We start from the raw sequence: 19,076 nt of genomic DNA, 5'->3' as shown, positions 1-19,076 counted from the left end.
ACAATGCGCCGTGCAATCCCCACACTCGCCTTTGCCTCGCGGCTATCGCGGTTTCATTGTACGGCCATGGCGACCTGTCCTCCCCATCCCGCTGGCTTGCACGCCAGGATCCTGCCTGCGAATGCCCGGTACGTACCCGTGCCGTCCAGCGCCCTTCCCCTTGCGCCCCTGCCCCAGGAACGCGCGCTCGCGATCCTCATGCCAACTGCCGCGTTCTTCCTCTCGTGGTGGCAGGCCGGGCGGATCCCCGGCGTCAACATATCGATCTCGGACGTGCTGCTCTCGCTCGCGGCCGTGCTGGCGCTCAGTCTGGGCGGCCTCAACGCGCGGATGTTCTCCCGCTTCACCGCGATCTGGGTCACCGGCCTGACGATGCTGCTGGAAGGCATGCTGATCGGATCGCTGGCCCATGACGATTTCGTGCGTTGGCCGGTCGTCGCCGGGCAATACACGTTTGCCATGCTGCTCGTGCCGATGGTGCTGGTATCGTGCCCGCACCGCGTGCTGGAGCGCTGCGCCAACGCCTATATACTGGGCGTTGCCAGTTCGCAGGTCATCGGGATCACGCTCGTCAACCTGCTCGAACGCGATCGCATCACGGCACTCGTCAACGAATTCGTCGTGACCGGAAACGGACGCCTTGGGGCGATGACCGGGGAGCCCAATTCGAACGGCGCGGTGTGTGCCTTCGCGCTCGTCTTCCTCATCCGCGGGGTCATGACCGGGCACCTGCGGATGCCCTATGCGCTGGCGCTCGCTCTCGCCTTGATCGCGGGCCTTGTATATAGCGCGACGTTCACCGGCACATTCGCCGCACTGCTGACCTGCGCCTTCATCCTGGGCCTTTCGCGGTTGCGCACCTCGATCGCGATCGCGGTTCCCCTGGCGCTCGTGCTGGCCGCCTACGTCGGCTTTGGAGGCCCTGTCCCGAGCGTATTCGAGGAACGCGTCGGCGACGCTGTCCTGACCGGTGATCCGACCCGCGCAGGCACGTTCGTCGGGCGCTCCGCGCTCATCGCGGAGGCCTGGCAGATGGCCGACGACAACCTCCTCGTCGGCCTGGGCAGCGACGGTTACCGCGTCGCCAGCCCGCATGGCATGCCGGTCCACCAGCTCTATCTTCTGGTCCTCAACGAAGGGGGCCTGGTCTCGATCCTCGGGCTGTGCCTGATGGCCCTCGCGCTGCTGCTGCAGGGCCAGGAAATAGCCCGCGTGAACCGGGTGGAAGGGGTCGCCTGCCTCGCGATCCTGGGGGTTTTCTTCATCTACACGATGTCGCTTCCGCACATGTTCGCCCGACTTTGGAACGCGCCGGTCATGCTCCTTTTCGCCCTGGCCTGGGTCGCCACGCGCCATTTTCATGCAGGGGCACAAGCCGCGTTCGCGCCGAACGGCGAACCGTACCGCTGATGGCCGACATGTCCGGTCCCGCAAGCCTGACCGCGTGCCAGGAGGAAACGCCCGCCCGGCACGATCCGACGCGCCCCTCGGGCTTCGCCGGCCTGCTCGCGCGCTGGCACGAGAGCCGACTCCTGCGCCCTCGCATCATCAGCCTGGGGCACCTCCTGTCCGGCAGCATGGGCGGAGCGATCCTGATGCTGGTGACACTCGGCATTGCCGCCCGCGCACTGGGACCGCGGGACTTTGGCACCTTCGCGATCGTGCTCACCGTCGCGCGAACCTGCGAGCGCCTGCTGCGCTTCGAATCCTGGCAGCCGCTCATCCGCTTCGTCACCGCAGAGGAAGGCACCGCCTCGCCCGAACGCCTGGCCTCGCTTTACGCCTACGGCGCCATGCTCGACTTCGTGAGCGCCCTTGGCGCGGCTCTTCTCAGCATCGCTGCAGCGCTCGTGCTGGGCCCCCTCATCGGCCTCGCCGCCGAGCATCGCTACCTCGTCGCGATCTACGCCCCGGCGATCGCGGGCAACTTGCGGGGAATGTCGAGCGCAGCGCTGCGGCTCGCCGGCCACTTCCGGACCCTCGCCTACGTCCAGATGGCCGCATTCCTGCTGCGCTTCGCGCTGGCTGGCCTGCTATATCTGCTGGGCCGGGGACTACCCGAGTTCGTGCTGGCCTGGACCGTGTCCCAACTTTTCGATGCCGCCCTGTTCAATGCCCTTGGCCTGCGTACCCTGCGCCAAGGAGGCATTCCGGCTCCCTGGCAGGCGGATCTTGGCAACCTTCGAAACCGCTTCCCCGGCTTCCTGCGCTTCGCGGTATCGACGAACCTGTCCTCGGGCCTGCGGACCTTGACCCACGAGATGGACACACTGCTCGTAAGCGCCTTCGTCGGCCCCTCGGCAGTCGGGATCTACTACCTCTCGCGCCGCGTCGCGAAAGTGGTCCAGACGGCCGGCGACCTCCTGCAGACCGTCATCTATCCCGATCTCGCCCGGCTTTGGAGCCAGGCGTCTCGCAAGGCCGTGCGCAGGCTGGTGATCGTTCTGCAACTGACGCTCGGAGCGATCGGCCTGCTCGCCCTTGCGCTGTGCTGGCTTCTGGGCAAGCCCGCCCTTGACCTGCTGTTCGGGCAGGATTTCGCCGGGAGCTTTCCGATGCTCCTCGCCCAGCTCCTCGCGATCATGCTCCTGATCCATTCCTCGCCAGCCCGCTCGGCCCTGCTGGCCATGAACCATCCGACTTTCGTCCTTTCCTGCAGCGTGCTCGCCACCATCGGTTTCTTTGCATCGGCGGCGATCCTCCTGCCTCTCTACGGCGCGATCGGAGCCAACTTCGCCCACGTCGTCTTCGGCCTCATCATGGCCCTGCTTCTCGACATGGCCCTGCATATCCGGCTGCACCGCTCCCGCACAGCCACCCTGCCCACCGCCCCGATCGAGGATAGCGCGCAATGACCATCCACTCCCCCGCTTCGCGTTTCCGCGACCGGCCCGGGGCCGGTGGCACTTCGGGGAGCGCCCCCGATTCCTTGCGGATCTGCTCGATCCTCACGAGCCTGACCTCGGGAGGTGCCGAGATCCTCATCACCAACCTCAACCAGCTTTTCGCGGCGCGCGGCGCCTGTGCCACGGTCACCGCCTTGTGCGATGCCCAGGCCCTGGGCAATTCGCGGACGATGGAAGCCGACCTGGCACAGCGCATCGAAAGCGCGGGCGCCCGCTTCGAAAGCCTTGCGCTGACCGAACGGCGCAGGTTGATCGAGGGCACGCGCGCGCTGCGCCGCCACTTGCGCGATACCAGGCCCCACCTCGTCCATGCCCATACCGTACGGGCGGTCCTCATGCTGATGTTCTCCGGGTTCCGGGGTCCCGTCGTCTTCACCCACCACAACAGCCGTCTCTCGTTCCCTGCGCCCGCGTTTCGCCTTCTCGATCTTGCGGTCGACCACTATGTCGCGATCAGCAACGAGACCGCCGCGATCTATCGCAAGCGTTCGCACCGTCCCTTCACGCTGATCCCGAACGCGCCCGCCGCGAGCTTCCGCGCCGAGGCACCGCGCGACAGCGTCGGATCGCCCTGCCGGATCCTCAGCATCGGGGCGATCAGCGAGCAGAAGAACTATGACCTGCTTATCGAGATCGCCCACCTGCTGCGCCTGCAGCGCCCGGGCACAAGGCCGGTCTTCGCATTGCGGATCGCAGGCGGCGGCAAGGACCTCGAGCGCTTGCGCCGCAAGGTGCTCGCCTATGGACTGGAGGACATGGTCGACTTTCTGGGCGAGCGGACCGACATTCGCGATCTGCTCGCCTCCAGCGACATCTACCTCAACACATCCCGCTACGAAGGGGCCTCCATCGCCATTCACGAGGCCATGTCGATGGGATTGCCGGTGGTGGCAAGCGATGTCGACGGCAATCGGGGGCTGGTGGTCACGGGGCGCAACGGCACGCTGTGCCCGCCCGACAAGCCCGCCAGCTACGCCAGCGCGATCACCCGACTCAGCCACAACCTGGCCTGTTACCGCTCGCACTCGAAAGGGGCTCTGGCATCGAACCTGGGGTTCAGCCTCGACGCCTCGGCACAGCGCCACCTCGAGCTCTACGAATCCCTCATTCGCTCCAACCCTGTCCATATGGGCTAGTCTGGAATGGAACGGGCAACCGTTCCGATGCGCGATTTGAACCGGGCTTCGAGCGGATCATACTACCCGGCGACGGAACCGTATCCGGCCGTCCGCTCAACAGCATGCCGAGAGGAGTGGGGAAATGGCGTCTTCGATCGCACGACAGGAGTCCGACGCACCGGGCCACCTGTACCGAACCTCTCCGTTCCCGGACGACAGGACGATGCCCCCCGCATCCGACCAGATCGGCCCCAGAGAGCTGGTTCGCCTGTTCCACCGCTACCGCGCCATGATCCTCGCCATCGTGGGCGTGATCACCCTTGGCGTCCTCGCCCAGCAACTGGCCGCGCCCCCGATCTACCATTCGACGTCCAACGTGCAGGTCGAACTCATCGACGAAGTCGGCACCAACCAGGCGGACGTCAATTCGCGCAACGCCGAACGTGTCGCGAACGCGGTTCGCCTGCACCGTTCGCGTTCCGCTGCAGGCCGCGTGATAAAGGATCTCGATCTGCTCGAAAATCAGAGCTTCCGGCACGAACTGGGCAACAACAACCTGACCGGCAAGGCGCTGACGCAACTGGCCATCGACCGCCTGCTGGACATGCTCTCGATCACGTCGGAGGGCGGTTCCGACCTCATCCAGATCGAAGTGACCTCGCGTTCGCCCGAACTCGCGGCCGACATCGCCAACCAGTTGCCCGTATCGGTGGGCACCTTGCGCAAGGACAAGCTGAACGAGCGGCGCCTGGAACTTCTCGGCTCGCTCAAGAAGGAGCTGCATGCGCGTGAACAGGCCTCGCTCGATGCCTCCGCCAAAGTAGCCGATTTCCGCCATCGCAACCGCATGCTGGTCGGGGCCGGAGGGGCCGAGGATCTCGAACAGATCAACCGCATCGCGTTGCAGAGCGCGGCGGCCAACGCCGCGCGCGACGGATCGGCCGCCCGCAGCGCGGGGATTTCACTGGCCAGCGAGATGCAGAGCACGGCCACGGCCACCTCGACCGCGCTCGACGCGCTGCAACGCCAGCGCGGCGAGCTCGTCGCGGAGAAGGCCAGGCTCGGGGCCAGTCTGGGGCCCAATCACCCGGACGTGCGCCGGGTCAATTCCCAGCTCGCGACAATCGACGCCAGCATCACGAAGGAGCACAACCAGGTGCAGGCCGCGACCCAGGCCGTCGCCCGCGCCGAAGGCGACAGGATGGCCCAGCTCGCCCGCAGCGAAGCCGCCGGAGCGGCGGCCTCCGCAGCGCGCCTGCAAAGCGTCGTGGGCAGCCTCTCCTCCGATGCCTACCGCAACACCCGCAACACCGTGGAACTCGGCAAGCTGGTGCGCCAGTCGGAGCTGGCCGAAGAAGCCTACAAGCTGCTCGCCGCCCGCGTGGAACAGGTCGGTGCCCAGATGCAGATGGAAGGCGTCGCCTCGTCGATCGTCTCGCCCGCGGTGCCGAACTATTCGCCGACCTCACCCGCCCCGCTCAAGATGACTGTGACCGCGTTCCTGGGCTCCACCCTGGTGGCCTTCATGGCCGCGCTCACCCGCGAATTCCTCGACAACAAGCTGAGGACGGTAGCCCAGATCCGGCGCGTCTTCGGCCGGCCTACGCTCGGCATGCTCCCCCTCCTCAGCCGCGGCCTGTCGCAGGACCCCAAGAACAGCGTCGTCCTTACCGAACCGCAATCGCTCTTCGCCGAAGAGGCGCGCTCGACGTATTGCGAGGTGCGCGCCCTGCGCCCGAACCGCACGAGCTCGCAGGTCGTCCTCATCAGCTCCCCGGTTTCCGGCGACGGCAAGTCGACGGTCTCGCTCTCGCTGGCCGCGGCCGGCGTGGCCATGGGCGACCGGACGGTGGTGCTCGATCTCGACTTGCGCAAGCACGGCCTGCTCCAGCGCCTGCAGCAGCAGTCGCTGACGCCCGACCTCATCGACATCGTGACCGGGCGCGCGAACCTCGATGGCCTGGTAATCCCTCATCGCACGGTCGAGGGTCCCGACGAGAGCGAGCGCGACATCGCCGGCGTCCTGAACGGCACCCGCGCCGACAACCGCATCTATCTGCTCAGCGCGAAGGAGCCTGTCGCCGAACCCGCGGTCCTCCTGTCCTCGCGGCGCCTCACCGCCCTGCTCGAACAGCTTCGCGAGCGCTTCGATCTCATCGTCGTCAACGCGCCGGCCGCCCTTGCGGTGCGCGACGCGCGCGCGATGTGCGATCTTGCCGACCAGACCGTGCTCATCGCGCGCTGGGGCAGGACCACGATCGACCAGATGCGCGCGGCCTTCGAAGTCATGGACGGCGCCAATATCCACGGCGTCATATACGACCAGGTCGACTACGCCGAACATGCCCGCCGTCGCTACGGCGATGCGGTGCAATTCTACAGCCATTCAAGCGACTACTACCAGACCGACGTCCCGAAACCGCCGACCCTGTCCGATCGCCTCCGCGCCCTGTTCGGACGCGCGGATGCCCAGGCCGAGGCGGCCTGAGCGCCGATGCCCCGCAAGCCCACGGGCGCGAACGCCGCACATTCGCGCTTCCTGCCACGCATCTTTGCCGCGCTGCTCCTCGTGCCCTGTGCGCCAATCCTCGTCGCGCTCGGCCTGGGTGTGGGCATCACGATGGGGCGGCCGATCCTGTTCCGGCAAGCGCGATCCGGGCTCGGGCAGAAAGGCTTCACACTCCTCAAGCTGCGCTCGATGCGCAGCGCCTTCGACGCCGACGGACACCCCTTGCCCGACGCGGAGCGGGTGACACGCTTCGGCCGTTTCCTGCGACGCAGCCGGCTCGATGAACTCCCCGGCCTGTGGAACGTGGCGTGTGGCGACATGGCTTTCATCGGACCTCGCCCCCTGCTTCCCGAAACGATCGCGCAGCTAGGGGAGAGCGGCCGCGAACGCGCCCGCGTGCGCCCCGGACTGACCGGCTGGTCGCAAGTCAACGGGAACACCCTGCTCTCGCTTCACGAAAAGGTCGAACTTGACCTGCACTACATCGCGAACGCCGGTCCGCGCCTCGACTTCCAGATCCTGGCGCGGACTCTATGGGTCATGATCGGTGGTGAACGGCGCGCCGCCCGGCCTCGCGAACGGGCTTCGTCGGAGGCTGTCGACGAGCCGGCAACCCCGGTGCCGTTGCCCTAGACCGTGGGCGCGCGCCCGGTTTCGCGCCCGGCCAGCACCAGTTCGTCGAACGAGTGGATCACATGTTCGGCCGCATGCGCCAAAGTCGGAGGCCCGCCGTCGTGAACGCGCTCGGCACGCAGGATCTGGATCGTCTTCCAGCCCCGTCGGCGTGGTTCGAGAAAGTCCTTCGCCGCGTTGTCGGCGATGTAGACATGCGCGGGCGCGGGTCGGCGAGACCACTCTTCGACATGGGCAAAGGCCATGGGATGGGGCTTCGCGCATCCCGCGGGGAGTTCTCCTGTCAGCACGATCCGGCCAAGCGCGCTTTGCAGCCCGAGCGCGCGCAGCTTGCCCCGCTGCATGACCGCCGGCCCGTCCGAGATCAGCGCGCATTCCCACCGTGGAACGCGGGCGAGAAATCGCGCCGCGTCGGGGGCGAGGGCAATGCGGGGGGCATGGATGCGGTAAGCCTCGACCAGGTCACGGATCAGCGCGCCAGTGCGCTGGCACCCCATGCGCGCCAGCGCGCCATCGAAGATGACGCCGCGCACCCCACGGTCGAAAAAATCGCGGCAGTTCGCGGCAAAACCGCTCCGGCCGGTTCGCTCGCGCACAAGCGGCTCAAGGGCGGCGAAGCCGCTGAAGGCAAAGTCGCGCTCGAGGTAGAGGGTGTCGTCGAGATCGAAGACCAGGACCCGCCCGGTAAGATCTGGGCCGCAGCCGGACGCGGCGCGCTCACCCTCACCCAACGAAACGCGCCTCGTCGTACCGCACCATCGTCACCCCCTCCCGCCAGTCCGAAACGGCCAGCTGCGGGCGCCCCAGAACCCGGCGCAGGAGGTTCTCGGCGAAGCGCCCCCCGGCATGGTCGGCAAGCGGGTAGCCACCACCGAAGCGCGCGTTGATCTCGAACACGCGCGGGCCATGGCGGGGATCGTCGATAAGCTGGAAGCAGAGCGGTCCCTCGGCGCCGGGCAGCGCCTGCGCGATGCTTGCGGCAATCGCCATCATGCGCGGATCGCGCAAGGTACGCCCCTTCTCGACTTCGCCCGCGCGCACCGAAAGGCGCTGGTGCGGAATGGCGCAAAGCATCTGGCCCTTGCCATCGAGATAGATATTGACCGTATATTCGGGCCCTTCGAGGCGATCCTGGACCAGCATCGGCTCGTCGTAGGCGGCGCAAATGGCCTCGGGTCCATCGAGCACGGCGAGGCCCCGGCTGGCGCTTCCACCGACCGGCTTTGCAAACAGCGGCCAGGTCCAGTCCCCGGGCCGCGCCCGCGCTGCCTCGATCGGCGTGGTGCGCGGAACCGGAACCCCAGCGTCCTGCAACACCTCGATCGTGCGGACCTTGTCGCGCACGATCGCGATGGTCTCGGGTGCGCTCACGGGCACGAGCGTCCCCTCGCGTGCCAGTTCCTCGCGCGCCATCGCCAGCGCCTCGAGTTCGGTATCGATGGTCGGGACGAGGATATCGATCGCATTCTCGCGGCAATAGGCGCGCAACGTCGGGATATAGTCGTCATCGCTGCAGCGCGGGACGGCGAAGCTGGCGTCGGCCGCGAGACACGCCGCGCTGAGGTGCGGTGCCAGATCGCAGGCATGGATCTCCACCGCGACACCAAGCACTTTGCCAGCCCGGCGAAAACACTCGGTCAATCCGACGCGGCGGCCAGCCGAAGTGAACAGGATCCGCACCATAGCCGCCTTCATTCCCCCCCGACCAAGGTCCGCGCGAGACCGGCCCGCACCTGTTCCGACTTCCCCCGGCGCGTGCTCCCGGCCAGCCCATGTCCGGGTGGATGCTCGAGAACCTCGTCCCAGCGACGCAGCACGTAGGCAGGCCGAAAGCGCAACATCGACCGCGCGGCAGCCTCCCCGAGACTGCGGCGCAGATCCGCATCGGACAGCAGTCTCTCCAGAGCGGCCGCCAGCGCCGCCGGACTTTCTTCGCCGACCAGCAGACCGGTCTGTCCATCGCGGATCAGATCCTCCGGCCCAAAATCGCATTGCGTCGCGACCACGGCCAGGCCTACCGACATCGCTTCGGCCAGGGCATTGGGAAAACCCTCGTAGCGCGAGCTGAGCGCAAAGACTTCCGCCTCGTGCACCCATGTGCGGGGGCGCTCGCTCACGCCGCGAAGCCTGATGCGATCGTGCATACCCTTCTCGTGGATACGGGCTTCCAGCGTGGCACGGTCAGGCCCCTCTCCCCAGATGGCCAGGCGCCATTCGGGATGCGCGGGTGCGAGCTGCGCGAACGCGTCGATCAGTCGATCGAACCCCTTCTGGTAGGTCAGCCGCCCCACCGCGCAGACCGTCCGGGTCGGCTGTATGGAGCGCGCGACGTCGGGTCCCGGCACGGGATTGGGGATGGTGACAAGGCGATCGTGAAGGGACGGGCCGAAGCATCGGCGCACCCCCTCGGTCTGGCAGATGATGGTATCCGCGCGACGGTAGAACACGCTCAGGGCCCGGTTCCAGAGGGGGTGCAACTGTTGCCTCTCCGGGTTGTTGCGCTCGGCGCAGATGAGCCGGATGTCGAGGCCCTGGACCGCAAGCGCGGCAATCAGGTTGATCTTGGTGAGGAACGACAGAACGACATCGGGTCGGCGCCGGGCGACGAGGCCGCGCAAGGCCATCACCCGGCCCGCGATGCCCGTCAATCCGCTCCGCCCACCCAGCCGGAAGACCCTACAGGCGACCGGCAACGCGTGGTAGACGCGCTCCTCCTGCATATCGAAGGCGACCACGTCCACTTCGTGCCCGGACTCGATGAGGTGGTGCGCCAGTTGCGCGATCACCTGCTCGGCTCCGCCGGCGCCTAGCCCCGCGGTGACGATCACGATGTGTCGAGGATGAGGCTGGCTAGAAGGCACGCTGCACAATCCGCTGTTCCGCTCCGTTCGGCAGGTCTGCCGCTCGGACCCGAGCCTACCAGATCGTGGCCGCTTCCAGTCTGGGCATACGGTCTACCCCTTTTGTCCCCGCCGCATGCCGGGGATGAGACGGCGGGTCCGCCTTCACCGTTCCGAAGGTATCCGCGCACTCGCCCGGCGCGAGGCGCTACCCGGAATGGGTACGCCCGAATCGCGCTCGCCTCGATACGGTGGCTTCCGTCAAGCTTGCGCGGTTCACCACCCCGATCAGAGAGCCGCGATGCAACGGATCGAATTCGCCGAGGACACGTTCGAGCTGCGTCCCCATCACGAATACGCGACTTACGTGCGGCCGCGCTACAAGGCCCTGACCGGGCCCGAGCTGGCGGGCCTCGCGGTGCTGGGCGTGATGCTCGCGGGCCTTGCGGGACGGCTCATGTCGTTTCCCCTCAACCGCGACGAGAACCTGTTCATCACCGTCGCTCGCCTCGGCCAAACCCAGGATATCTACCGAGACCTGGGCTACAACCACCTTCCCTTCCTACCCTGGCTGCTGGGCGGTCTTTTCGAGCTGCTGGGAAGCCAACACTTTCTCCTGGTCGCGCGCCTTCTCGTGCTGGGCGGCTGGATCGCCGCCCTCGCGGCGTTCTGGCTGATCGCCCGGCGCACCGAGGCCGGCTTCCTCGCCTTCTTCACGGCCGCCAGCCTGTTCATGGGCAATGTCCTGCTGCTGGGGCCGACCGGAATGCTGGCGACCAACAACCTCCTGCCGATCGCGCCCGCGCTTTTCGCCTTCCACGCGCTTGTCTGCGGGCTCGGATCGCCGCGCCCGTCCGCTCTGCCGTGCTTTCTGGCCGGCGTACTCGTCTCCTGCGCGATCGGACTCAAGGCGAACTACATTTTCCTCGCCCCGCTCTTTGCGCTGGCAACGCTTCTGGCCCCGTCCGCGCGCACGATCACCGCGCGCCTGCTGCTCGGCACGCTGCCCCTGGCCGCAGGGGGCCTCCTGGCCGGGCTCCCTGTCTTGTGGTACGTCGTTTTCGATAGCCGAAGCTTCTTTGCCCATACCCTTCGCTACTTCACCCAGTTGCAGCCCGCCTTCTGGGCCGCTTCGAGCGAACCCAAGGTCGCAACGACCGCGGCCAAGTTCCTGTTGGCCGAAAGCATTTGGGGGGCGGGCACCACCTTGCTCAGCCTGCTCGGGCTGGCCACGCTGGCGCTACTTCCGGCCATGCGCTCGAATGCCCGCGAAAGCCTGAATCTCGTCAGGGCCTGGCCGATCGTCCTGTCAATCGCGATCGCCGCGATGGGGTGTGTAGTCTCCTTCGTGCCCTCGCCCTCCTTTCCGCAGTATTTCGCGCCCCCGATCCCGTTCCTGATCCTGACCGTGATCCTGCTGCGCGCCCGCAGCGCAACGCCCGACCTGCCGGGCGCCCACGCGGTTCTCGCCGCCATGGCCCTGCTCGCCCTGGCAGGTTCCGCCTCGCGCATCCTGCCGGGGCTCGTCCAGCTCGCGCGGCCGCACCAGTGGGAGACCATCAGCCTCTATCGCGACATGCGCGCACTGACGCGCGAAGCGGGCCTCCGCGGGGGCGAGCGCGTGGCGACATTGACCCCCGCCCTCGCGCTGGCCGGGAACCTCGCGGTTCCCCCCGAATTCGCCGCCGGACAGTTCGTGTACCGCGTCGCCCCCTTCATTCCTCCGGCGGACCGGGACGTCTACACCACGACGTCACCGGCCGAGCTGGTCGGCTATCTCGACGCCGCACCGCCGCCCGCCATTCTCATCAGCGGTGAGGAAAGCCTGGAAGAGCCGCTCAAGGCCTATGCCCTATCGCACGGCTACGAAAGGTTCGAGCGCATTCGCAAGCGCGCGCGCATCGAACTCTTCCGACGCCCGCACGCGGACGCGCGAATGCTCCGACCGGGGCAATGACTAACCGTTTGGTAGCCCCCCTGGCTAAACCCGCCTACCCCCGATGCCCATTTCTCCGCATCCGGCGCAGGCCTTAGTCTTCTCCCATTCCCGAAGCGAGGCCTTCCGGAGCGCTTCCCCCGCACCTTGATCGGAGTTTTGGAAGATGAAAGTCGTGTTGCTCGCAGGGGGCCTGGGCTCCCGTCTGGCCGAAGAAACCGTCCGCGTTCCCAAGCCGATGGTCGAAGTCGCCGGGCGGCCGATCATGCTCCACGTCATGGATATCTACGACCACTGGGGGCACAACGACTTCATCGTCGCGTGTGGCTACAAGGCCTTGGCAATCAAGAGCTTCTTCCAGGATCTCCACCTCATGTCGAACGACTTCACGGTCGGTATCGGCAACGGCGAGATGGCACTGCGCCCCACCACCAAGATCGACTGGCGGGTCTCGGTTGTCGACACCGGCCTTTCCACCATGACCGGGGGACGCCTGCGTCGCCTGAGGTCCTGGCTCGACGACGAACCCTTCATGGTCACCTACTCCGATGGCGTGGGCAACATCGACATCGAGGCACTCCTCTCCTTCCACCGCTCGCACGGCCGGCTCGCGACCGTGACCGCGGTGCGCCCGCCGGCCCGCTTCGGCAATCTCGAGATCGAGGACGGGCAGGTCATCGAATTCACCGAAAAGGTGCGCAAGTACGAAACCTGGATCAATGGCGGCTTCTTCGTGTTCGAACCAGGCGTGCTCGACTACCTGCTGGGCGACGAGGAACCCCTCGAACAGGCGCCGCTCACCCGGCTCGCCCACGATGGCGAACTCATGGCCTACCAGCACAAGGGCTTCTGGCATCCCATGGACACCGTGCGCGACCGCGACACGCTCGAGGCGCTGGCCGCGCGCACGATTCCGCCCTGGATGGACTTCGTCAACGGCCAGGCGGTGCTGACCTCGGACGTGGCAACGAAGCTCCTCAATGTCTGAGTCCCCCACCCTGGGACAGGCGCTTGCCGATGCGTACCGCGGCAAACGGGTGCTGGTCACCGGGCATACCGGTTTCAAAGGCGCCTGGCTGTGCCTCTGGCTGCGGGCACTGGGCGCCGAGGTCACCGGGATCGCCCTCCCGACGGATGCGAGAGGCCCCGATTTCGGCACCTGCGTGGACCTTGCCGAGCTGATCGATAGCCGGTTTGCCGACATCCGCAGCGAAAGCGCCTTCGCGAAGGGCTGCTCGGGCATCGCTCCCGAGATCGTCTTCCATCTCGCCGCGCAGGCGCTGGTCCGCCCGTCCTACGAAGTGCCGGTGGAAACGTTCGCCACCAACGTCACCGGGACCGCGATCGTCCTCGACGCGGTCCGACGCATGGCCAGTGCGCGCGCGGTGGTCGTGGTGACCAGCGACAAGTGCTATGACAACCGCGAATGGCACTGGCCCTATCGCGAGACGGACGCGCTGGGCGGAGCGGATCCCTACAGCGCCTCGAAGGGCTGCACCGAACTGGTCGCGCAGGCCTTTCGCCGCTCCTATTTCAGCGCGCCAAGCGGATGCCAGATCGCTACCGCACGCGCAGGCAACGTCATCGGCGGTGGCGACGTCTCGCGCGACCGGCTGCTCCCGGACATCGTGCGCGCGACGCTGGCCGCCCGCCCGGTCACGATCCGCAATCCCGCCAGCATACGCCCCTGGCAGCATGTACTCGAACCCCTTGCGGGCTATCTGCTGCTCGGCGCGCGTCTCATGGACGAAGGCGGCCACCGCTTTGCCCAGGCCTGGAACTTCGGCCCCAGCGCCGAAGACTTCATCGATGTGGAAACCCTGGCCCGCCGGGTCGTCGCGACCTGGGGCGAAGGCGCTCCCCTCATCACGTTCGGCAAGCGTGCGCAGGACCCGCACGAGGCGGGCCACCTCACGCTGGACAGCAGCAAGGCGCGCGCCGTGCTCGGCTGGGCGCCGCGCCTCACCACCGCCGATGCGGTGCGCCTGAGCGTCGCCTGGTACCGCGAGGCCTGTCGCGAAGACACGGACATGCGCGCCTTCAGCCTCGCCCAGATCGCCCGCTACGCAAATCATCAGAGGTCCCTCCTCCCGATTCCAACATCGATCGAAAGGGCTGCAGCAGCATGCGCGTAAACTATGGCCAGACCGTCCACGGCGAGGAGGAAATCGCCGCCGTGCTCGACGTCCTGCGCACCTCGACCCAGATGGGGCCCAAGGTGCGCGAGATGCAGGAGCGCGTTTCGAAACTCTTCGCCAAGGAACACGGGATCATGGTCAATTCCGGATCCTCGGCGAACTATCTGGCGATCGAGCTGCTCGACCTTCCGGCGGAAAGCGAAGTCATTACTCCGGTCCTGACTTTCGCAACCACGGTTGCCCCGATCGTGCGCGCTGGCCTGGTTCCCAGCTTCGTCGATGCCGCAGCGGGAACCTACAACATCGACGTCGAGCGGATCGAGGCGATGATCACGCCGCGCACGAAGGCCATGATGATCCCCTCGCTCATCGGCAACCTGCCCGACTGGGACCGCATCCGCGAAATCGCCGATAGACATGGCCTCACCGTCATCGAGGACAGCGCCGACACGCTCGGGGCCACGCTGCGCGGACGCAGCACCGGGACCCGCTCGCACATCTCGACGACCAGCTTCTACGGCAGCCACGTCATCAATGCCGCCGGCAATGGGGGGATGCTGTGCGTTTCGGACCCGGACCTCGCCCGGCGCGCGCTGCTGCTGCGCTCATGGGGCCGCACGAGTTCGCTCTACGTCGATTCCGAAAGCATCGACACGCGCTTCAACGTTGAACTCGACGGCTTCAGCTATGACGCCAAGTTCGTGTTCGAAGAGCTGGGCTTCAATGTCGAGCCTTCCGAAATCGGCGCGGCCTTCGGGTTGGTCCAGCTCGGCAAGCTGGAGCGCAACATCGCCGCGCGCGAGCACAATTTCGAACGCCAGTACGCCTTCTTCAAGGCCTACGAGGAATGGTTCGAACTGCCGCGCCAAATGCCCGGCTCGCGCACTGGCTGGCTCGCCTTCCCGCTTACCATCCGCGCCGACGCGCCCTTCACCCGGCGCCAGTTGCAAACCTGGCTGGAAAGGTGCGACATCCAGACCCGCCCGGTCTTCACCGGCAACATCCTGCGCCAGCCCGCCATGGCGTCGGTCAATGTCCGTCGCGATCCGGCCGGTTACCCCATCGCCGACGATGTCATGCGCGGAGGCATTCTCCTGGCCTGCCACCACGGCCTCGAGGAGGCGCATCTCGACTACATGCACGAACGGTTCGAGGAATTCAGCCGTTCCCTCGCCAACCTGCACGACCGGGAGGTATCCAATGCCTGACAGCAATACCGCACAGAAGCTCGCCCCCGCCCCCCTGCTCACATCCTGTCGGGCGTGCAAGGCACCTGATCCCTATCTTTTCCTTCCGCTGGGCAATCACGCCCCCGCACAAATGCTGATCCGCCCGGACGAACTCGACCGCGATCAGCCCGCCTTTGCGCTCAACACGCAAGTCTGCCTGGAGTGCGGGCTGATCGAGATCGCCGACCAGATTCCCGCCGACTTCTTCCGGCATTATCTTTACGTGCCCTCCGGCGCGGCACGCATGCACACCCACTTCGGTGACTTCGCCAAGGTCCTCGCGGACCTCGCGGGCGAGGGCCTGATCGTGGACATCGGCAGCAACGACGGCCTCCTGCTCGCCGCCTGCAACAAGCTGGGGTGCACGACGCTGGGCTTCGATCCGGCCGAGAACATCGCCGCGCTCGCGGCCGAGAACGGGGTCGAGACCTTCATCGCCTATTTCACCCCAAAGACCGCCCGCCAGGTTCTGGACGAGCGCGGCCCCGCGCAGGTGATCGTCACCACCAACACCTTCAACCACATCGGCGACCTGCACGGCTTCATGGAAGCGATCGACGTGCTTCTGGCCCCCGATGGAACCTTCGTGATCGAGGTGCCGCGCGCCAAGGAGTACATCGAGCACACCGAATTCGACAACATCTACCACGAACACGTCTCCGAATTCAGCCTGCTCTCGATCGCGAGGCTGGCCGACAGCTTCGGCCTCCAAGTGATCGACGCGCTCTCGCTGCCCGACATCCACGGTGGCTCCATGCGGGTGTTCCTGGCGCGCCGGGAAAGCGGGCGGGTCCCCGGAGACAGGGTCGCGGCCATGTTCGCCGAGGAAATCGGCGCCGGGATGCTGGAGCGCCAGACCTATGACGACATTACCTCGCGGGTTACCGAGATCGGCCGGCAGACACGCGCAATGCTCGACGAGTTGAAGGCGCAGGGTCTCAAGGTCGCCGGATACGGCGCCTCCGCCCGGGGCAACACCCTCATCACGCACTTCGGCATCGAAACGAAGTATCTTGCCTTCCTGGTCGACAAGAACCCCCTCAAGCAGGGGCTCTACTCCCCCAATACGCGCATCCCGATCAAGCCTGTCAGCGCGATCGAGGAGGAGGCGCCCGATGTCCTGTTCGTCCTCGCCTGGAACTTCTTCGACGAGATCTTCGAACAGCAGGCGGCGTTCCGCGCCCGGGGCGGCAAGTTCCTGGTGCCCTTGCCATACCCCCGACTGATCTGAAGTCGCCTGCGGGAGAAGCGTGTGCCTTTCAGTGTCTCTCTCGTGACAGGTGCGGCCGGGTTCATCGGGGCGCACCTGGTGCACCAGCTCGTGCGCCAAGGAAAGCAGGTCCACGTCATCGTGCGCCCGTCTACCCGGCTCGACCGACTGTTCCCGGTTCTCCAGGAGATTACGGTGCATCGCCTCGATCTGGCCGATGCCACGGCCCTCGAAGCCTGCCTTGCGCAGGTTTCACCCGGCCACGTCTACCATCTTGCCGCGGACACGCGCCCGCGCGCCACCTCGCTCTTCACCGCCGTGTGCGGTGCGACACAGGCGAACCTTTCGGCCACGCTGACCCTGGTCGAAGCCCTCGCCGCATTGCACCGCCCGCCACGCGTCCTGGTCAGGGCCGCGACACTGGCCGAATACGGTCCGACCGGCACAGCTTCCCACGAAGAGACCCTTCCCCGACCCGAAACGGCCTACGGTGCGGGCATGCTGGCGACCACCGCCGCGCTCGGCGTGCTTGCCCCAAGCCTGCCGTTCCCGGTCATAAGTGCGCGCCTGGCGCTGTGTTATGGGCCGGACCAGTCCCCTTCGTTTCTCGTGGCCGAGGCGATCCATGCCCTGCTCGAGGGGCGAGCGGTCACCCTGGCCCATCCCGATGACCGCCGCGACCTGATGCACGTCGAGGATGCCGTCGCGGGTCTGCTCAGGATCGCACAGGTCATCCCTGCCGACAGTCCGGTCCTCAACATCGGCACCGGGCATGCCCCGCGCATGGAAGACGTGCTCGAGATGATCCGTATTCTGGTCGGTCTGCCGCCGGATTTCGTCCGCCGCGCCGCGTCGGTCGTGCCGCGTCGCGCCTCCGAATTGCAGATGAACCCCAGGCTCGCATGGCGGCGCCTGGGGTGGCGCGCCGCAATCGGCCTGGAAGAAGGTCTGGCCCGTACCCTCGCAGCAGAGCGCCGCGCCCGCGAGGTCGCGCTGGCTGCGGCCCTACGCATGGAGGCGCGCGCATGAGCATGTCGATCAAGACACTCGTTTCCATTCTCGTTCCCGCCTACAACGAGGAAGGCAACGTCGTGCGCTGCTACGAGACCATCGTCACGGTGTTCCGCCAGTTGCCCGACTATGATTACGAGATCATCGTCACCGACAATCACTCGACCGACCGGACCTTCAGCCTGCTCGAGGATCTGGCGTCGAAAGATCCCGCTCTCAAGGTGATCCGCTTTTCACGCAACTACGGCTATCAGCGTTCGCTCCTGACCGCCTATCAGGCGGCATCGGGCGCCTGTGCGATCCAGCTCGACTGCGATCTCCAGGACCCGCCCGAACTGATCCCCAAGATGCTGCAACTCTGGCGCATCGGCCATCAGGTCGTCTACGGCATCCGCCGCAGCCTCCAGGACGGCTTCCTCGTCGCCAGTCTCAGGCGTCTCTACTACCGGTTGATCGCGGTGATCAGCGAAGACGAGTTGCCGGTGAACGTGGGCGAATTTCGTCTCGTCGACCGGTGCATCCTGGTCGAATTGCAGAAAGTCCACGATGCCTCGCCCTACTTGCGCGGGCTCATCAGCACGATGGGCTTCTCGCAGGTCGGGCTCGAGTACGACCGGATGGGGCGCACCGAAGGGGAGAGCAAGTTCCCGCTGAAATCCATGATCTCGCTGGCCGTGGACGGGGTTCTCAACCACTCTCTGGTGCCGCTGCGCCTCGCCTCGATCGCGGGCATGCTGACCGGGCTGCTTAGTCTCGTACTGACCTTCGTCTACCTGGTGGGCCGCCTCGTCTTCGGGCAGGCCTGGCCCGATGGCTTCGCCACGACCACGATCCTGCTGCTCATGTCGATCGCGATCAACGCCATCTTCATGGGAATCCTAGGCGAGTACGTGGGACGACTGTTCCTGCAGGCCAAGGCCGAGATCAAGCCCATCGTGGAAAGCCAGCTCAATTTCCCTCCGGTCGTCTCGCTCGTCCCGAACGGAAAACAAAGCAACGAGTAAGCCCGAACAGGCAGAGCGCATAAGCGATGACCGCCAGGGCCTGTACGAGGGGGCTGCCGGCATGGCCCATGGCCCGGCCAAGCGCGACAACCCCCAGGTTGAGCCCGTAGGCTGCCGCGAAAGCGGCCGCATAACCGTGCATGTCGCGCAAGTTCATCGCATCCTGGCGCCGATAGGTCAGCCGACGGTGCAAGGCATAGGATATCGGAAAGCCCATCGCGAAACCCAGGAGGTTGGCGCCGTAGTCCCCGAGCCCCGCGAACAGGCAGGCCACGATGAGACCATAGCCGATCGCCGTATTGGCAAGGCCGACCAGGCCGAAGCGCAGCGCCAGCCACGCCTCCTCCCGAATGTCGGTATTGCGCCGCCGGCTCATGCGCCCGCCGGAAACGGGGGCCAACCCTGAACCGGCCAGTACGGCGTGGCGGCACGCCCGGCCGAAGACCTCGCAGACAACGCGAATCTCCCGAGAATGGGGGTGTCCACCAGGCTGGAGCGGACCACTTCGAGGTGACAGGTTGCGCCCTGACGGGTGGTGATAC

16 protein-coding genes are annotated in these 19,076 nt (G+C 66.5%); 12 read left to right on the top strand and 4 right to left on the bottom strand.

What is annotated here, in order from left to right:
* Positions 1 to 138: 138 nt before the first annotated feature.
* The 5 genes from HT136_RS02410 (at position 139) to HT136_RS02390 (ending at position 7,166) form a co-directional block, all read left to right on the top strand.
* Complete coding sequence (locus HT136_RS02410; protein WP_214197410.1) at positions 139 to 1,410, top strand: hypothetical protein; 1,272 nt, start codon at positions 139 to 141, stop codon at positions 1,408 to 1,410.
* Complete coding sequence (locus tag HT136_RS02405) at positions 1,410 to 2,855, top strand: lipopolysaccharide biosynthesis protein (RefSeq protein ID WP_214197408.1); 1,446 nt, start codon at positions 1,410 to 1,412, stop codon at positions 2,853 to 2,855. The genes HT136_RS02410 and HT136_RS02405 overlap by 1 nt, the downstream gene beginning before the upstream one ends.
* Complete coding sequence (locus HT136_RS02400) at positions 2,852 to 4,042, top strand: glycosyltransferase (protein WP_214197407.1); 1,191 nt, start codon at positions 2,852 to 2,854, stop codon at positions 4,040 to 4,042. The genes HT136_RS02405 and HT136_RS02400 overlap by 4 nt, the downstream gene beginning before the upstream one ends.
* Positions 4,043 to 4,247: 205 nt before the next feature.
* Positions 4,248 to 6,512 (top strand): GumC family protein, encoded by a 2,265-nt coding sequence (locus HT136_RS02395; RefSeq protein WP_214197405.1) that lies wholly within the window; start codon positions 4,248 to 4,250, stop codon positions 6,510 to 6,512.
* 6 nt (positions 6,513 to 6,518) lie between these two features.
* Complete coding sequence (locus HT136_RS02390) at positions 6,519 to 7,166, top strand: sugar transferase (RefSeq protein ID WP_214197402.1); 648 nt, start codon at positions 6,519 to 6,521, stop codon at positions 7,164 to 7,166.
* Here HT136_RS02390 and HT136_RS02385 read toward each other — a convergent pair.
* The 3 genes from HT136_RS02385 to HT136_RS02375 are packed head-to-tail and all read right to left on the bottom strand — an operon-like array spanning position 7,163 to position 9,994.
* Positions 7,163 to 7,897 (bottom strand): HAD family hydrolase, encoded by a 735-nt coding sequence (locus HT136_RS02385; RefSeq protein WP_214197400.1) that lies wholly within the window; start codon positions 7,895 to 7,897, stop codon positions 7,163 to 7,165. The two genes, HT136_RS02390 and HT136_RS02385, sit on opposite strands and share 4 nt — an antisense overlap.
* Positions 7,890 to 8,849 (bottom strand): ATP-grasp domain-containing protein, encoded by a 960-nt coding sequence (locus HT136_RS02380; protein WP_214197398.1) that lies wholly within the window; start codon positions 8,847 to 8,849, stop codon positions 7,890 to 7,892. The genes HT136_RS02385 and HT136_RS02380 overlap by 8 nt, the downstream gene beginning before the upstream one ends.
* Positions 8,850 to 8,857: 8 nt before the next feature.
* Positions 8,858 to 9,994, bottom strand: a complete 1,137-nt coding sequence (locus HT136_RS02375; protein ID WP_214197396.1) for a glycosyltransferase family 4 protein — start codon at positions 9,992 to 9,994, stop codon at positions 8,858 to 8,860.
* Between the two features lie 313 nt (positions 9,995 to 10,307).
* On the opposite strand from HT136_RS02375, the gene HT136_RS02370 reads away from it, so the two are divergent.
* From HT136_RS02370 to HT136_RS02340, 7 genes are all read left to right on the top strand, one after another.
* The gene (locus HT136_RS02370) at positions 10,308 to 11,963 is read left to right on the top strand and encodes a hypothetical protein (RefSeq protein WP_214197394.1); all 1,656 of its coding nucleotides are present in this window, start codon (positions 10,308 to 10,310) and stop codon (positions 11,961 to 11,963) included.
* Positions 11,964 to 12,108: 145 nt separating this feature from the next.
* Entirely contained in the window at positions 12,109 to 12,930 is an 822-nt protein-coding gene (gene rfbF / locus HT136_RS02365; RefSeq protein ID WP_214197392.1) for a glucose-1-phosphate cytidylyltransferase, read from the top strand.
* Positions 12,923 to 14,077: a CDP-glucose 4,6-dehydratase gene (rfbG, locus tag HT136_RS02360; protein ID WP_214197390.1), complete on the top strand. Its 1,155-nt coding sequence runs from the start codon at positions 12,923 to 12,925 to the stop codon at positions 14,075 to 14,077. Before rfbF ends, rfbG begins: the two co-directional genes overlap by 8 nt.
* Positions 14,068 to 15,288, top strand: a complete 1,221-nt coding sequence (locus HT136_RS02355; protein WP_214197383.1) for a DegT/DnrJ/EryC1/StrS family aminotransferase — start codon at positions 14,068 to 14,070, stop codon at positions 15,286 to 15,288. The genes rfbG and HT136_RS02355 overlap by 10 nt, the downstream gene beginning before the upstream one ends.
* Positions 15,281 to 16,540, top strand: a complete 1,260-nt coding sequence (locus HT136_RS02350; protein WP_214197381.1) for a class I SAM-dependent methyltransferase — start codon at positions 15,281 to 15,283, stop codon at positions 16,538 to 16,540. The genes HT136_RS02355 and HT136_RS02350 overlap by 8 nt, the downstream gene beginning before the upstream one ends.
* A 21-nt stretch (positions 16,541 to 16,561) precedes the next feature.
* Positions 16,562 to 17,548 carry an NAD-dependent epimerase/dehydratase family protein gene (locus tag HT136_RS02345; protein ID WP_214197379.1) on the top strand — a complete coding sequence of 329 codons (987 nt, stop codon included), beginning with the start codon at positions 16,562 to 16,564 and terminating at the stop codon, positions 17,546 to 17,548.
* The gene (locus HT136_RS02340) at positions 17,545 to 18,534 is read left to right on the top strand and encodes a glycosyltransferase family 2 protein (RefSeq protein WP_214197377.1); all 990 of its coding nucleotides are present in this window, start codon (positions 17,545 to 17,547) and stop codon (positions 18,532 to 18,534) included. Before HT136_RS02345 ends, HT136_RS02340 begins: the two co-directional genes overlap by 4 nt.
* Here the strand turns inward: HT136_RS02340 and HT136_RS02335 are convergent.
* Positions 18,479 to 18,910, bottom strand: coding sequence for a GtrA family protein (locus HT136_RS02335; RefSeq protein ID WP_214197375.1), 432 nt, complete (start codon positions 18,908 to 18,910; stop codon positions 18,479 to 18,481). The two genes, HT136_RS02340 and HT136_RS02335, sit on opposite strands and share 56 nt — an antisense overlap.
* Positions 18,911 to 19,076 lie beyond the last annotated feature (166 nt).

The sequence above is a fragment of the Novosphingobium profundi genome (assembly GCF_018491765.1).
In the GTDB taxonomy this organism is placed as follows: Bacteria; Pseudomonadota; Alphaproteobacteria; order Sphingomonadales; family Sphingomonadaceae; genus Novosphingobium; species Novosphingobium profundi.
Note: the sequence above shows the minus strand (reverse complement) of the source record. Positions and strands in the feature narration are given on the sequence as shown.

Excerpts from the sequence above, each read along its gene's own strand:
- HT136_RS02405 (WP_214197408.1), top strand. The coding sequence starts at position 1,410 with ATGGCCGACATGTCCGGTCCCGCAAGCCTGACCGCGTGCCAGGAGGAA.
- HT136_RS02400 (WP_214197407.1), top strand. The coding sequence starts at position 2,852 with ATGACCATCCACTCCCCCGCTTCGCGTTTCCGCGACCGGCCCGGGGCC.
- HT136_RS02395 (WP_214197405.1), top strand. The coding sequence starts at position 4,248 with ATGCCCCCCGCATCCGACCAGATCGGCCCCAGAGAGCTGGTTCGCCTG.
- HT136_RS02390 (WP_214197402.1), top strand. The coding sequence starts at position 6,519 with ATGCCCCGCAAGCCCACGGGCGCGAACGCCGCACATTCGCGCTTCCTG.
- HT136_RS02380 (WP_214197398.1), bottom strand. The coding sequence starts at position 8,849 with ATGGTGCGGATCCTGTTCACTTCGGCTGGCCGCCGCGTCGGATTGACC.
- HT136_RS02370 (WP_214197394.1), top strand. The coding sequence starts at position 10,308 with ATGCAACGGATCGAATTCGCCGAGGACACGTTCGAGCTGCGTCCCCAT.
- rfbF (WP_214197392.1), top strand. The coding sequence starts at position 12,109 with ATGAAAGTCGTGTTGCTCGCAGGGGGCCTGGGCTCCCGTCTGGCCGAA.
- rfbG (WP_214197390.1), top strand. The coding sequence starts at position 12,923 with ATGTCTGAGTCCCCCACCCTGGGACAGGCGCTTGCCGATGCGTACCGC.
- HT136_RS02355 (WP_214197383.1), top strand. The coding sequence starts at position 14,068 with ATGCGCGTAAACTATGGCCAGACCGTCCACGGCGAGGAGGAAATCGCC.
- HT136_RS02350 (WP_214197381.1), top strand. The coding sequence starts at position 15,281 with ATGCCTGACAGCAATACCGCACAGAAGCTCGCCCCCGCCCCCCTGCTC.
- HT136_RS02340 (WP_214197377.1), top strand. The coding sequence starts at position 17,545 with ATGAGCATGTCGATCAAGACACTCGTTTCCATTCTCGTTCCCGCCTAC.
- HT136_RS02335 (WP_214197375.1), bottom strand. The coding sequence starts at position 18,910 with ATGAGCCGGCGGCGCAATACCGACATTCGGGAGGAGGCGTGGCTGGCG.